The sequence below is a fragment of the Pseudoxanthomonas yeongjuensis genome (assembly GCF_010093345.1).
In the GTDB taxonomy this organism is placed as follows: domain Bacteria; phylum Pseudomonadota; class Gammaproteobacteria; order Xanthomonadales; family Xanthomonadaceae; genus Pseudoxanthomonas_A; species Pseudoxanthomonas_A yeongjuensis.
Genome location: NZ_PDWT01000003.1, coordinates 357,650 through 372,954, shown reverse-complemented (window position 1 = coordinate 372,954; position 15,305 = coordinate 357,650). Strand labels below are relative to the sequence as shown.

The following is a 15,305-nucleotide window of genomic DNA, read 5'->3' as shown; positions in this document are numbered from 1 at the left end:
ATCCTCCCCGGATGTCGCGTGGCGGGACCGCTGCGAAAGCAGCGGTCCCTTTTATCGAGGAGCGCGGCGCAAACGATCCCGCTTGCCGATGCAATGGTTTTCTGCAATCGTCGTCGTGGCCCAGGCCGCACCTGTTTCATTGCCGGAACCGAAATGGCCCGATACGAACTGCTCGACAACGTGACCCACAAGGATCTGCGCGTGGTCACCCGCTTCGGCCGCGAATTCGGCGACGACATCGGCATGGTGCCGGCGTTCCCGAGCGAATACGCCGAGCTGCAGAGGGAATATCCGATCTTCTTCCGCAAGGACCGCGACAGCGGCGAATGGCAGTCGGTGGCGCTGCTGGGGTTCGAACAGCATGAGAACCTGTTCCTGCGGGACGGCCGCTGGAACGCCGCCTACCTGCCGGGCGCCGTCGCCAAGGGGCCGTTCCTGATCGGCTTCCAGGAACAGCGCATCGATGGCGAACTGCGCATGGAGCCGGTCATGCACGTCGACCTGGAACATCCGCGCGTCGGTTCCAGCGAAGGCGAGGCGGTATTCCTGCCGCAAGGCGGGCAAAGCCCGTATCTGCAACATATCGCCAGCGTACTGCGCGGCATCCGCGATGGCGCGGAATTCGGCAAGGCGATGTTCGCGATGTTCGATTCGATGGGGCTGGTCCAGCCGGTCGACCTCGACGTGCGACTCGACGAAAAGAACCGGGTCAGCGTCAGCGGGCTGCATGGCATCGACCGCGAAAAGCTGGCCGCACTCGACGCCGCATCGCTGCAGCGCCTGAACCAGGCCGGCTACCTCGAAGGCGCCTACCTGGTGCTGGCCTCGATGCACAACATGCGCCGGCTGATGGCGGAAAAGCAGCGTCGCTTGCGCGAACAGGACGCTGCCGCGCCCGAACGCGCGGCGTGAGCGACATGGCCGTGGCGGCAGGCGACATCCGCGTGATCGAAGGCTGCAAGCCCGACGCGTTGCCACTGGACGAATTGCTCGCGGCGGGACGGCCCGCGGTGCTGAAGGGCGCCGTCCGCGATTGGGAGCTGGTACGGGCAGGGCTGGAGTCGCCGCAGGCGGCGATGGCCTGCCTGCGTGGCCACTACAACGGCAAGCCGGTGCAGTATTCCCATGGCGGCCCGGAGGTCGCGGGGCGTCCGTTCTACAATGACGACTTCAGCGCATTGAACTGCGAGGTCCGGCGTGGCGGGCTGGACCAGGTGCTGGACGAAATCGCGGCGCACGCGGAAGACGCGCATCCGCCCACCTACTACATCGCTTCGTTGCTGGTCGACGGCTGCCTGCCGGGCCTGCGCGCCGGCAACGATCTCGACTTCGCCGCGCATGGCGTGCAGGCGCCGCCAAGCATCTGGATCGGCAACCGCGTCACCGCGTCCTGCCATTACGACGCGCCGAACAACATCGCCTGCTGCACGGTCGGGCGACGGCGGTTCACCCTGTTTCCGCCGGAACAGATCGTCAACCTGTATCCCGGTCCGCTGGAACCGACGCCCGGCGGACAGGCGGTGAGCGTGGTCGATTTCGCCGATCCCGACTTCGAGCGCCATCCGCGTTTCCGCGAAGCGCTGGCGTCGGGACAAGCCGCGGTGCTGGAACCGGGCGATGCGATCTTCATCCCCAGCATGTGGTGGCACCACGTGCAGGGGCTGGATGCGTTCACCGTGCTGGTCAACTACTGGTGGAGCAGCGTGCCGGCCTACCTGCCGACGCCGATGCATGCGCTGTACCACGCGCTGTGGACGATCCGCGACCGCCCCGAGCGCGAGAAGCAGGCCTGGCGCGAGGTCTTCGACTACTACGTGTTCGGCCCCGGCGAGCGCGCCGGCGAGCACCTGCCGCCGGCCGCGCGCGACCTGCTCGGCCCCATCGACGAAAACCTGGCCCGGCGGATGCGGGCGATGCTGATCGGCAAGCTCAACCGCTGAGCCGGATGCGCCAACCAACGATTGCGAAAGCGAAGGGGACGAATTGAACAGCAGCGGATCGAACGACAGCAGCTTGAACGACAACGCATCGGGCAAGGCCAGGATCCGCAAGGTCGTGATCGCCGGTGGCGGCACCTCGGGCTGGCTGGCCGCGGCCACCCTGGCGCACCAGTTCCGCGACCTGCTCGACATCACCCTGATCGAATCGGAACAGATCGGCACCGTCGGCGTCGGCGAATCGACGGTGCCGACGATCCGCACCTTCCACCGTTTCCTGCAGATCGACGAGCAGGAGTTCCTGCGCACCGTCGCCGGCACCTTCAAGGTCGGCATCTCCTTCGAGAACTGGCGCCGCCCGGGCGACCGCTTCATCCATCCGTTCGGGGTCACCGGGCAGAGCACCCTGGCTTGCGCCTTCCACCATTTCTGGCTGGAAAGCCAGCGCCGCGGCATGCAATCGGAACTGGGCGACTTCTGCCTGGAGACGCTGGCCGCGCGCGGCGACCTGTTCGGGCAGCCGCAACAACCGCAGATCAATTACGCCTACCACTTCGACGCGAGCCTCTACACGCGCTTCCTGCGGCGCATGGCCGAGGGCCACGGCCTCAAGCGCGTCGAAGGCAAGATCCACGAAGTGCGGCAGCACCCGCAAAGCGGCGATATACAGGCGCTGGTGCTGGAGGACGGGCAGGTGCTGGAAGGCGACCTGTTCATCGACTGCACCGGCTTCCGCGGATTGCTGATCGAACAGACCCTGCACACCGGCTACGAAGACTGGAACCACTGGCTGCCCAGCGACCGCGCCGTGGCGGTGCAGACCGAATCGGTCGGCCCGCCAGTGCCGTACACGCGCGCCATCGCCCACGAGGCCGGCTGGCGCTGGCACATTCCGCTGCAGCATCGCAATGGCGGCGGGCTGGTCTTTTCCAGCCGGCACATGTCCGACGACGAGGCCCGGGCCAAGCTGTTGCGCGACGTTGGAGCGACGCCGATCAAGGAGCCGTGGCTGGTGCCTTTCCGCACCGGCCGCCGGCTCAAGACCTGGAACAGGAACGTGGTGTCGCTGGGCTTCGCCAGCGGCTTCATCGAGCCGCTGGAATCGACCAGCATCCACCTGACCATCAGCGCCATCGTGCGCCTGGTCCAGCTGTTCCCGTTCGACGGCATCTCCCCGACCCTGGTCGACCTGTACAACAACGCCGGCCGCGCGGAAATGGAGCATGTGCGCGATTTCATCATCCTGCATTACCACGCCAACCAGCGCGACGAACCGATGTGGAAGGAATGCCGCGAGATGGAATTGCCGGAATCGCTGGCCTTGCGCCTGCGCGCGTGGCGCGATCGCGCGCACGCATGGCAGGGCGCGGACGAACTGTTCCGGATCGATTCGTGGACGCATGTGTTGCTGGGGCAAGGCATCGCGCCGCAGCAACACCATCCGGTGACGCGGGCGCTGCCCGACGAGAACATGCGCCAGCTGTTCGATTCGATCCGCCAGCCCATCGGCCGGGCCATCGCGCAGATGCCGTCGCAGCAGGAATTCATCGAGCGCTATTGCAAAGCCGCGCCCGAAGTCTGGGCGGCGAAGACGGCGTTGGCGACGCCTTGACCGGCAGGCTCGCCAGGAAGACCCATGCTCCTGAATCGCCATCCCGGGATCCGCATCAGCAAGCTCTCCATCGGCGCGGAAGGAGCGCCGTTGCTGGTCATCGACGACCTGGTCTCCGATCCCGACCGGCTGGTGCGCAAGGCCGCGACCAGCCATTTCGTCGCACAATCCTCGGGTTTTCCCGGCATCCGCGCCCCCGCGCCGCTGGCGTACCGGCATTTCCTGGAAACGACGCTGAACCCGCTGCTGGCGGAATGCTTCGGCTTGCAGCCGGGCCGGTTCGCATTCCCGATGTGCCACTTTTCCCTGGTCACCCTGCCGCCGGAAAAGCTGTCGTTCCTGCAGCGCGTGCCGCATGTCGATTCGGTCCAGGGCGATGGCCTGGCGACCGTGCACTACCTGTTCCGTGGCGAATGGGGCGGAACGGCTTTCTACCGGCACCGCCAAAGCGGTTTCGAATGCATCGATCCGTCGCGCCGTGATTCTTACTACCGCTCCCTGGAGCTGGAAAGCCGTCGCAGCGACGCCACCGGCGAAGGCTACATCGACGACGACACATCGCTGTTCGAGCGCGTCGCCCATGTGGATGGCGCGTTCAACCGGATGCTGGTCTACCGGCGCAACTCGCTGCATTCCGGGCGCATCGACAATGCCCGCATCCCGCCCGCCGATCCGCTGGCGGGACGGCTGTCCATCAACACTTTCATCGACGTGGTGCACTGAGGCGATACGGGTCGGGTACCCTCGATGCATGCATTCCCCAAAGACCCGTGACATGGCTTTCCGCCATGGCGCGGGACATCCAGATAAAACATCCGCCGGGAGCCGAACACCATGAAGCCAGCCATCCGTCCGTATCCGCACGAACCACGTCTTTCCCGCCCTCGCTTTCCCGTCCTCTGTTTGCTGGCCATGGCCCTCTGCGTATCGGGTTCGGTGGGGGCGCAGGATCCCGGATCCGCCGGTGATCCGGAGGCGAATCGATCCGCCCAGGCGCATCCCGGACTATGGCCGGCGATGCGATCGCCGGTGAAGCAGGATCCCGAACTCGAGCGTCGCGTGCGCGAGTTGCTGTCCAGGATGAGCGTCGAGGAAAAAGTCGGCCAGGTCGTGCAGGGCGACATCGCCAGCGTGACTCCCGAGGACGTGCGCAAATACCGGCTCGGCTCGGTGCTGGCGGGCGGAAACTCCGATCCCGGCAACGACTTCCATGCGACCGCGGCGCAGTGGGTGGCGCTGGCCGATGCTTTCTACCAGGCCTCGATGGACACCAGCGGCGGCGATAACGCCATCCCGGTCCTGTTCGGCATCGATGCGGTGCACGGCCACAACAACCTGGTGGGAGCGACCCTGTTTCCGCACAACATCGGACTGGGCGCCACCCGCGACCCGGAACTGCTGCGCGAGATCGCCGCCGCGACCGCGGTCGAAATCCGCGCCACCGGCCTGGACTGGACCTTCGCTCCCACTTTGGCCGTGCCCAGGGACGATCGCTGGGGGCGCACCTACGAAGGTTATTCGGAGCATCCCGAAATCGCGGCGCTTTACGCAGGACCCCTGGTCGAAGGTCTGCAGGGCAAGGTCAACAGCAAGTCGTTCCTGGCGCCCGGGCACGTGATCGCCACGGCCAAGCACTTCCTCGGCGATGGCGGCACCTACGAAGGCCGCGACCAGGGCGATGCCAGGGTCAGCGAAGAAGAGCTGCGCGACGTGCAGGGCGCCGGCTATCCGCCGGCGCTGCAAGCCGGCGTGCAGGCGGTGATGGCTTCGTTCTCCAGCTGGAACGGGGTCAAGATGCACGGCAACGAAAGCCTGCTGACCGAAGTCCTGAAGAAGCGCATGGGCTTCGACGGTTTCGTGGTCGGCGACTGGAATGCGCAGGGCCAGGTTCCCGGCTGCAGCAACACCGATTGCGCCGCTGCGTTCAACGCGGGCGTGGACATGATGATGACGCCCGATACCTGGAAGGGTTATTACGAAAGCACCCTGAAGCATGTGAAGTCGGGCGAGATCTCGATGGCGCGGCTGGATGACGCGGTCACCCGGATCCTCAGGGTGAAGATGCGGGCGGGGCTGTTCGAGGCCCCGCGACCCTCGCAACGCCCGCTGGCCGGCAACGACAATCTGCTGGGCGATCCGAAGCATCGCGCGATCGCCCGCCGCGCGGTCCGCGAGTCGCTGGTATTGCTGAAGAACCAGGGTGGGATATTGCCGCTGGATCCGAAAGCCAGCGTGCTGGTGGCCGGCGATGGCGCGGACGATATCGGCAAGCAGTCCGGCGGCTGGACCCTGACCTGGCAAGGTACGGGCTTGAAACCTTCCGATTTTCCGAAGGCGCAGTCGATCTGGTCGGGCATCGCCGAGCAGGTCGCGGCCGCCGGCGGCAAGGCGACGCTGTCGGTGGAGGGAAAATACGCAACAAAACCCGACGTGGCCGTGGTCGTGTTCGGCGAGGAGCCTTATGCCGAATTCCAGGGCGACATCAAGACCGTCGCCTACAAGCCGACCAGCACCGCCGACCTGGACCTGATCAAGCGCCTGAAGCAGGAAGGCATCCCCGTGGTCGCCGTATTCCTGTCGGGCCGTCCGCTGTGGGTGAACCGCGAGATCAACGTCTCCGATGCCTTCGTCGCGGCGTGGTTGCCGGGTTCGGAAGGCGGCGGCGTAGCCGATGTCCTGCTGCGCGACGGACAGGGCAAGGTCGCCCACGATTTCAGCGGCAAGTTGTCCTACTCATGGCCGCGCAGTGCGGCACAGACGCCGCTCAACGCCGGGCAGGGCGGCGATCCGCAATTCGCGTACGGCTATGGCCTGAAGTACGGAGAAGACGGCAACCTCGCGCCGTTGAGCGAGGATCCCGGCCTGGACCTGAGCGCGGTGCAGAGCGCGCGCTTCTTCGAAAGGGGGGCGTTGGCCAAGGGCTGGCGACTGCGCGTGGCCCACGCCGGCGTACCCGCCTATTCCACTGTCGTTGCCGAAGCGAAGGATGCGAACGTCACCGTCACCGCGGTCGACCACAAGGCCCAGGAAGACGCCTGGCGATACGCCTGGGTGGCGGACGGTCCTTCGAGCGTCGCGCTGGTGGCTCCCGATGCGCTCGACCTCAGCCGCGAGACCAATGGCGACGTGCTGTTGCTGCTGACGATGCGGATCGAAACCCCGACACCCAGGGAGACGGCCTTGTTCGTGGAGTGCGGCGACGATTGCGCCGGACGGGTGCCGGTAGGCGCGCAACTGGCGGCGCTGCCGGTCAATCAATGGACCAGCATCGGCATGCCATTGAAGTGCTTCGCCGCCGCCGGCGCCAACATGGGCAAGCTGACCGTGGCGGCGGGCATCGAATCCAGCGCGGGCTATCGGCTGGCGATCAGCGAGGTCGGTTACGGAACCGTCGCCGACCATGTGCTCGGTTGCGACGGCCCCTAGCGCCGCTCGCACCGCGTCGCCTCCCGTCTTCGCCAGGCGGGCGGCGACGGAGGGCAGGCCGATTCACGATGGCGATCGGGCACGACGCCAATATCGCCGGCCTGGGCGGATTGCTGGAACTGCAGCGGAAAGTACCCGGCTATCCGCCCCATCATCGTCTGGCGCACGCTGGCCGAACAGGGCGCTGCCTGCGAAGTGATCGTCGCTGCGGTCGCCTGGGCCGAGCCGGGATTCGGTCGTCACCATGCCCGGGAATTTCCCCGCGCCCGGCCACACCTGGTGTTGGCGTAGAGCGATGCCATCCGGGTGGACCGATCCTGTCCGATGCCACCAGAACCGGAGGCTGGCGGTCATCCGAAGTCATTCACACACAACATAGTGAATGTTGACGGCGGCCGCCGATTGACTGCATGATCGGGCTGCAGCGTCGACGCCAGTCGACTGGATTGCCTGGGAGGGCGCCAATGAACAACCCCGTTGCGAGGGTGGTCCCGTGCGTGCCCGGCAGACCGGGCGGGCATTTCCGCTGGCGTGCGCCCGATCCCGGGTCGGCATGAGCCGCGCGCCGATGGGGGTTGCCGAGGCTTCGCCTGGCGGATCGATCCCGCAGACCGCATATCCGTCGCCAGCGGCATCCAAAGCCCCGGGTGCCAGGGCCTGGGTCGCTCTGGGGATGCTGTGCTTCATCTATGTCCTCAACTTCCTCGACCGGCAGTTGCTGGCGATCCTGGCCAAACCCATCCAGGACACGCTGCACGTATCCGATAGCCAGTTGGGACTGATCGGCGGCCTGTACTTCGCGCTGTTCTACTGCTTCATTTCCATTCCGGTGGCCTGGCTGGCCGACCGCAGCAATCGGGTGAAGGTCCTGTCTCTCGCCTGTGCGCTGTGGAGCGCGGCGACCTTGGCCTGCGGCATGGCCAACACGTATCCGCAGCTGGTCGTGGCACGCATGGCGGTGGGCGTGGGCGAAGCCGGTGGCGTGCCGCCTTCCTACGCCATCATTTCCGACTATTTCCCGCGCGGCCGTCGCGGCACCGCACTGGGCATCTTCAACCTGGGGCCGCCGATCGGCGCGGCGCTGGGCATTGCCTTCGGCGCCTCGATCGCCGCGGCCTTCAGCTGGCGCCATGCCTTCATCGTTCTCGGCGCGATCGGCATCGCGGCTGCGATCGCGCTGCTGCTGATCGTGCGCGAGCCGCGCCGCGGCGGCCTCGATGAAGCCGTCGTTGCGGCGCCCATCGGTCCGGCGAACAAGACTCCGCAGTTCTTGCCGACACTGAGGATGTTCTTTACCCGTCCCGAACTTCTCCTGGCCGCGCTCGGCAGCGGCGCCACGCAGTTCGTCACTTACGGAATGGGCAACTTCACCACGCTGTTCCTGATGCGCGAGAAGGGCATGACGCTCAACGAAGTCGCCGTCTATTACGCGCTGGTCGTCGGCATCGGCATGAGTGCGGGAATCTTCGTCTCGGGACGCCTGCTGGACCGCTATACGCGACGCTACCGGCAAGCCTATGCGTTGCTGCCGGCGGCGTCGCTGGTGCTCGCGATACCGTTCTACATCGGATTCGTATGGGCGCCGAGCTGGCCGCTTGCGATTGCGCTGCTGATTGGTCCCACCTTCCTCAATTACTTCTATCTGTCGGCGTCGGTCACCCTGGTGCAGGAGGAAGTCCGACCCGACCAGCGGGTCATGTCCGGTGCGCTGCTGCTGCTGATCATGAACCTGATCGGCCTGGGCCTGGGCCCGACGTATGTGGGCGCGGCCAGCGACTATTTCCGCGCCAGCCATCCGGACAACTCGCTGCAGATGGCGTTGTACACGCTGGTGCCGGCCTACTTCGTCGCCATTGCACTCTTCCTGTGGCTCGCGCGGGTGCTCCGCCGCGGCAAACAGCCAACCTTGAATGGAGAACCCGTCCAATGAACCTGCGTAGCATGGCCTTCTGCTGCTCTCTGGCCGCCTGCCTTGCGGCTCCAACCTCTTTCAGTGCCGAGCGAGACTCTTCGATGCCCACCGAGATCCCAGCCGACGCGAGAACCGGTTCCTTCAGCCTCATCGACACGCCCTCCGGCCAGCTGGTGGGCAAGTTCGAAGGTTCGCTGCACGTGTTCAAGGGCATTCCCTATGCCGCTCCGCCGGTGGGCGCGGCGCGCTGGAAGCCGCCTGCGCCGCTGCCGCCCTGGAAGGAAGCGCGCCAGGCGACGGAATTCGGGGCGTCGTGCATCCAGCCGGTGACGCCGGTGCCCAACCTCTACACGTCGGATATCACACCGACCAGCGAGGACTGCCTGAACTTGAATGTCTGGGCGCCCGCGGATGCGGCCGGTGCGCCCGTGTTCGTCTGGATCCACGGCGGTGCGCTGGTGAAGGGATCGAGCAAGGAGCCCTTGTACGACGGTGCGCGCATGGCGCAACAGGGCCTCGTCGTCGTGTCGATCAACTATCGGCTTGGCGTACTCGGTTACCTGGCCCATCCGGGACTCAGCGCGGAGTCGCCGGACGGCGTGTCGGGCAATTATGGTTTGCTCGACCAGATCGCGGCGTTGCGCTGGATCAAGGACAACATCGGCGCATTCGGCGGCGATCCGGCGAATGTCACCATCGTCGGCGAGTCCGCCGGCGGCCTCAGCGTGATGTACCTGATGGCGTCGCCGCAGGCGCGCGGCCTGTTCGCCAAGGCGATCGCGCAAAGCGCGTACATGATTTCCACGCCGGAACTGAAGGAAAGGAAATTCGGCGAGCGGCCTGCGCAGGAAGCCGGCGCGCTGCTGGGCGCCGCCGTGCATGCCGACAACATCGCCGACCTCCGTAAAGCCGGCGCGCAGGAGCTGACCGAGGCGGCCGCCAAGCTGGGGTTCCTGCCGTTCGCCACCGTCGACGGCCATGTGTTGCCGCGCCAACTGGTCGATATTTTCGAGCGCGGGGAACAGGCGCCGGTGCCGCTGCTCGCGGGATTCAACAGCGGCGAGATCCGTTCGCTCAGCTTCCTTGCGCCGCCGGTGCCGGCGACGGCCGACAAGTACGAAGCGGCGATCCGCGAACGCTACGGCGACCTGGCCGACGAGTTCCTGCGCCTGTATCCGTCCACGCAGCTGCAGGAAAGCATCTACGCCACCACCCGCGACGCGCTGTACGGATGGACGGCGGAGCGGCTGGTGCGCAACCAGGAGGCGATCGGGCAGGCGTCGTACCTCTACCTGTTCGACCATGGTTATCCGGCTGCCGACGCGGCGGGTCTGCACGCCTTCCATGCCAGCGAGCTGCCTTACGTCTTCGGTAATGCCGGCCGCACGCCAGCGCTGTGGCCGGCGATCCCCGCCACGGCGAACGAGACGCGGATGGCCGATGCGATGCTCGCCTATTGGAGCAGCTTTGCGCGTACCGGCATACCCAGGGCGGAAGGCGAGGCGACCTGGCCGCGTTACGGCAAGACAGAAGGCTTCATGGCCTTCGGCGAAACGCCGCAAGCTTCCGTGCGCCTGATGCCTGGCATGTACGAGTTGCATGAGGAAACCGTGCGCAGGCGCCGGGCGACGGGCAAGGATCCGTGGAACTGGAACACCGGACTGGCGTCTCCGCCGCTGGCGAAGTAAGCCCGACTCGGAAGCGGGCCCGACTAACCGCGGCGTTTGGCCCTGGTCTTGGCTTTGGCCGCTGGCTGGGGCGCGAATGAAAGGAAGCCGGCAGCCATGAACTTCGCCATGCGCTGCTTGACCGCCATGAAATCATCGGAGTGGCAGAGTCCGCCGGAAAGCCGGTCGATGCGTCCGGTGCGGGCCAGCGTATTCATCAGCGCGCCGGTCACGAAGTGATAGCCCCAGAAGATGTCCTGGTCGGAATGGTCGGGCAGGGCACGCTTCAGGATGCCGACCAGCTTGAGCACCACCGGATCGAAGTACACGTCCATCAGCGCCGCGCCTTCCGGCGTGTTGCTCACCCGCGCGCCGAAGGCGGCGTAATTCATCCAGTTCTCGCCACCGGCGACATAGAGATCGAAGTCGGTATCCAGGAAGGCATGCAGCGCGCCTTCGACCGTGGGCCGGTCGCCGGCCTCGGCTTCGTATTGTTCCAGCGCCGCCATGCGCGCGCCGCTGCTCACTCCGGCGCGGCGGGCGAACACGGATTCGAACAGATGTTGCTTGTCCTTGAAGTAGTAGTGGACCAGCGTAGTGTGGATTCCCACCTGCTTGGCCACGTCGCTCAGGGTCACGCCATGCAGTCCGTTCCTGGAGAACAGGTATTCGGCCACGTCCAGAATCTGCTCGATGCTCTCCGCACGTTGCTCGGCCTTGCTGCGGTGAACTCGCTTTTTCGTGGCTTTGGGCATCGCGCCGCGGCGGTCTTCGGAAGGGGTATCCGAGTCTAGGCAGTCCACTCCGCAGCCGTCAATCGCGCATCCGCTCCGGGGCGAGACCGGCTGCCACAGCTCCGGCGCGCAGTCGCTCCCTGTCTATCTTTCCGGTAGCGGCCAGTGGCATGGCATCCACGACGATGATTTCGTCGGGGATCCACCAGGCGGCCACCTGGCCTTGCAGGCTTGCGAGCAGATCCTCATGGCGGAAGGATCGCCCGGCGTGGAGTTCGATGACGAGCACCGGGCGTTCTCCCCATTTCGGGTCGGGCTTGGCGACGACCGCAAGCTGGCGAAGGGAAGCATGGCGACCGACGATGTCTTCGATTTCCGCCGGATTGATCCATTCGCCACCGGACTTGATCAGGTCTTTGGAGCGTCCGCGGATGGTCAGGTTGCCATCTTCGTCGAGACTGGCCAGGTCGCCCGTGTCGAAGTAGCCCTCGCTGTCCAATGCGTCGGCATCGGACTTGTAGTAGCGATCCAGCACGCTGGCGCCCTTGACCTTGAGATGACCGACGGAGCCGTCCCGCTGCTGCGGCAGCGACGCGCCAGCGGCATCGGTGAGTTTGAGATCCAGGCCCATCGGCGGACGTCCGGACGCCTGATCGACTCTCGTGGTGCCCAGCGTAGCGATCGTGCCCATCGGCGAAAGTTCGGTCATTCCCCAACTGGTCTGTACCTGGACGCCCAGGCATTCCTCGATCCGCTTGATCAGCGCGTCGGGGCAACTGGAGCCGCCGATCAGCACGCGCTTCAAGCTGGGCAATCGCATGCCGGTCGAGTCGACGTGGTCTATCACTCCAAGCCACAGGGTGTGGACGCCGACGGCGACAGTGACGCCTTCATCGCGGATCAGGTTCGCCAGGCTGGCACCGTCGGCATGGCGGCCCGGCAGCACCAGCTTCGCGCCGACCGCAGGCGCGGCATAGGGCAGGCCCCAACCGTTGGCATGGAACATCGGCACCGCCGCCAGCACGACATCGTCGGCGGTCAGGGCCATGGCGTCCGCCTGCAGGGCACGCAGGGTGTGCAGGTAGTTGGAACGATGACTGTAGAGCACGCCTTTCGGCGCGCCCGTGGTGCCCGATGTGTAGCAGAGTCCCGCAGGCGCGTTCTCGTCGAAGTTTCCCCAGGCGACAGCAGCGCCGTGTTCTTCCATCAGGATTTCGTGCGACCACAGCTTTGCCCTGGATCCCTCGAGTCCGGATCCTTCCAGGATCGGAAGCGCGGACACGTTTCCATCAAGCAGCACGACATGCTCGACCGTCGGACATAGCGGCGCCAACTCCTGCAGCAATGGCGCCAGGCTCGAAGACACGGCGAGCAGGCGGTCCCCGGCTTCGTTGATGATCGTCGCCAGATGGGCGACGGTGAAGCGCGGATTGAGCGTGTGGCAAACCAGTCCCGCACCCATCGTCGCGTAATAGGTTTCCAGGTGGTGCTGGCTATTCCATGCCAGCGTGCCGACCCGATCGCCGACACTCAACCCGAGCGACTTGAATGCGCCGGACAAGCGATTACTGCGTTCGCGCAGCCCGGAATAGCCGAGGCGATCCTGCACGATCCCCTGTTCCGCCCAGACGATCTCGCGCCGCGACGACCATTTGGCGGCGTGCTCCAGGAATTTGTCGACGGTCAGCGCGTAAGTCTGCATGGGCTTGCCGAAATCGGGATCTTCCGTGATGCCAACCGCCGCGTGCGAGGACGCGACGGATGGCGGGCCGCTGCCTGGATCAGAACCACCTGACGATCCGCAGCCCGTACTGGCGCGGCGCACCGGCGAAGCGCAGGCCGGAGTTGATCGCCGCGACGTAGTGCTGGTCGTTGAGGTTGGTGCCGTACAGCGTCACCACGTACTGGCCGTGTTTCCAGGCGACCTGGGCATTGATCATCCTGCGGCTCTCGATGCGATCGCCGCGCGCTTCGTTCTGGAACAGCGTGGCCCACTGTTCGGAAACGTAGCCGTAGTTGATGCGCGGCGTGAGGGTGTCGTTTCCGAAAGTGAACTCCCGCTCGACGCCGACATTGAAAGTCAGGTCGGGCGCGTAGGTCTGGTCGCGACCCTCGAGCGCGTGGCAACTGGCGCTTTCCGGTCCGCTTTCCGGAGTGCACGGCACGACTGCGATCGCTCTGGGGTCAGTGGCATAGAACTCGCCGAGTTCGCTTTTCAGCCAACCCAGGCCGCCCGTCAGCGTCCACTCGCCCAGGGAGGCTTGCACTTGCGCTTCGATGCCGGAGATCTTCGTGGTGTCGGGAACGTTGACTTCGATGCCGAACACCGGGAAATCCGGGTAGCCGATGATCACCTGGAAGTTGTCGTAGTCGTTGTGGAACGCGGTGAGCTGCGTACGCACGCTGCCGTCCAGCCACACCGATTTCCAGCCCAGCTCGTAGCTGGTCACTTCTTCTTCATCGAACGGCTCCGGCTGGCCGAAGCCGACCGGAACGTTCAACCCGCCCGGCCGGTGGCCGGTGGCGGCGAACGCATACAGGAACTGCGACTCGCTGAGTTCGTAGTTGAGCGCCAGCTTGCCGGAGAAGTTGCTGAACCTGGCGGTCTGCACCGATTCGAGCGGCACGCCGTACTGGCGGACGGAAACGTCATTGGAGGTGCTGCTTCGCGAGTAGCGGCCGCCGAGCTGGACTTGCAGGCGGTCGGTGAACTGGTAACCGAGCTGGCCGAACAGCGCCGAAGTCTTTTTCGGATTGGTGCCGTCCAGGACGTACTCGGTGGCCGGGTTTCCGGGAGGCGCGCCGATCACGAATTCGCCGGGCAGGAAGTGGTAGGTGTCCTTCTGCCAGTACGCGCCGACGATCCACGACAGCTTGCCCTCGTCGGGCGAGATCAGGTTGAATTCCTGCGAGTAGATGGTTTCGTCCACCGAGTCGCGGAAGGTGGTGTTGCCGATGCTGGTGCCGTCCAGGTCGCCCCGATAGGCCGTGTTGCCGTCCTGGTAACCGCTGATCGAGCGGAAGCTGACTCCATTGTCGAACCGGTAGTCCACGGTCAGGCCGGAACGCACGAACCTGTCCAGCGCTTTCAGGTCGGCATTGGCGGTGACGTCGAAGGGATCGTTGGGCGAATTGACCGGGTCGGCCGGGTAGGCGCCCATGTCCAGGTGGCTGTAGTCGGTCTTCCACAGCACCGACAACGCGCTGGAAGGCTGCCATAGCAATCCCAGTCGCGCACTGCGCGAACGCAGCCGCGCGTCGGAACCGGTGTAGGGACCATCGATGTCCCAGAAGCTGTCGCGGTTCTCCGCGTTCAACGCGACGCGCGCGGCCAGCGTGTCGCTGATCGGCAGGTTGATCGCGCCCTGCACGCCGAGGTCGTTGTAGTTGCCGATCTGTCCGGATACGTAGCCGGTGTGTCCGCCGCCGATGATCGGGTTGTTGGAATTGACGAAAACCGCGCCGCCGGTGGCGTTCTGGCCGACGAAGGTGCCCTGCGGGCCGCGCAGGATTTCCACGGTCGACAGGTCGTAGTAGGGCTCCGCGGTGAAATAACCGGGAAACGAGGCGATGCCGTCGCGGTAGGTGATGACGCCGGTGGTGGTCTGCGTGTTGTGCTCGGCCTTGCCGATGCCGCGGATATTGAAATCGATGCCCTGGCCGAAGTTGTTGACCGTCGCCGACGGCGTGGCGAATTGCAGCTGGTCGATCACGTTGACGCCCATCTTGGCCAGTTCTTCGCCACTGAGCACGGTCGCCGAGATCGGGGTGGTCTGCAGCGGTTCGCTGCGACGCTCGGCGGTGACGACCACTTCAGTCAGTGTCTTGGTGTCCTCGCTGGCCTGGTCGGCTTCATTGGCGGGCTCTGGTGCCGTGGTCTGCGCGGAGGCGACCCCGCAGCAAGGCAGGATCAGCATCGAAATGGCCACCCACAGCGCATTCTTCTTGACAGTGCGATTCATAACCCTTCCCTCCCAGGAATCGGTTCGTGTGCCCGGCCGGTTCGCGCGGGAGGTG

General features: G+C 65.6%; 10 protein-coding genes. 7 read left to right on the top strand and 3 right to left on the bottom strand.

Annotation, left to right across the window (positions count from 1 at the left end; genetic code table 11):
- The first annotated feature begins 153 nt into the window (after positions 1-153).
- The 7 genes from CSC74_RS11285 (at position 154) to CSC74_RS11255 (ending at position 10,575) form a co-directional block, all read left to right on the top strand.
- Entirely contained in the window at positions 154-912 is a 759-nt protein-coding gene (locus CSC74_RS11285; protein ID WP_162314556.1) for a SapC family protein, read from the top strand.
- 5 nt (positions 913-917) lie between these two features.
- Entirely contained in the window at positions 918-1,940 is a 1,023-nt protein-coding gene (locus tag CSC74_RS11280; protein WP_162314702.1) for a cupin-like domain-containing protein, read from the top strand.
- A 73-nt stretch (positions 1,941-2,013) separates the two neighbouring features.
- Positions 2,014-3,549, top strand: coding sequence for a tryptophan halogenase family protein (locus tag CSC74_RS11275; protein ID WP_162314555.1), 1,536 nt, complete (start codon positions 2,014-2,016; stop codon positions 3,547-3,549).
- 24 nt (positions 3,550-3,573) lie between these two features.
- Positions 3,574-4,272 (top strand): DUF6445 family protein, encoded by a 699-nt coding sequence (locus CSC74_RS11270; RefSeq protein WP_162314554.1) that lies wholly within the window; start codon positions 3,574-3,576, stop codon positions 4,270-4,272.
- Between the two features lie 306 nt (positions 4,273-4,578).
- Positions 4,579-6,975: a glycoside hydrolase family 3 protein gene (locus tag CSC74_RS11265; RefSeq protein WP_425501456.1), complete on the top strand. Its 2,397-nt coding sequence runs from the start codon at positions 4,579-4,581 to the stop codon at positions 6,973-6,975.
- Positions 6,976-7,528: 553 nt separating this feature from the next.
- Positions 7,529-8,905: a spinster family MFS transporter gene (locus CSC74_RS11260; protein ID WP_246193171.1), complete on the top strand. Its 1,377-nt coding sequence runs from the start codon at positions 7,529-7,531 to the stop codon at positions 8,903-8,905.
- 83 nt (positions 8,906-8,988) lie between these two features.
- A complete protein-coding gene (locus CSC74_RS11255) occupies positions 8,989-10,575 on the top strand; it encodes a carboxylesterase/lipase family protein (protein WP_162314552.1) in 1,587 nt (528 codons plus the stop codon).
- Between the two features lie 23 nt (positions 10,576-10,598).
- Here the strand turns inward: CSC74_RS11255 and CSC74_RS11250 are convergent, their stop codons facing one another.
- The 3 genes from CSC74_RS11250 to CSC74_RS11240 all read right to left on the bottom strand — a co-directional run bounded on the left by CSC74_RS11250 (position 10,599) and on the right by CSC74_RS11240 (position 15,250).
- Positions 10,599-11,309 (bottom strand): TetR/AcrR family transcriptional regulator, encoded by a 711-nt coding sequence (locus CSC74_RS11250; RefSeq protein ID WP_162314551.1) that lies wholly within the window; start codon positions 11,307-11,309, stop codon positions 10,599-10,601.
- A gap of 58 nt (positions 11,310-11,367) precedes the next feature.
- Entirely contained in the window at positions 11,368-12,990 is a 1,623-nt protein-coding gene (locus CSC74_RS11245) for an AMP-binding protein (protein ID WP_162314550.1), read from the bottom strand.
- Positions 12,991-13,069: 79 nt separating this feature from the next.
- The gene (locus tag CSC74_RS11240; protein ID WP_211369623.1) at positions 13,070-15,250 is read right to left on the bottom strand and encodes a TonB-dependent receptor; all 2,181 of its coding nucleotides are present in this window, start codon (positions 15,248-15,250) and stop codon (positions 13,070-13,072) included.
- Positions 15,251-15,305: the final 55 nt, after the last annotated feature.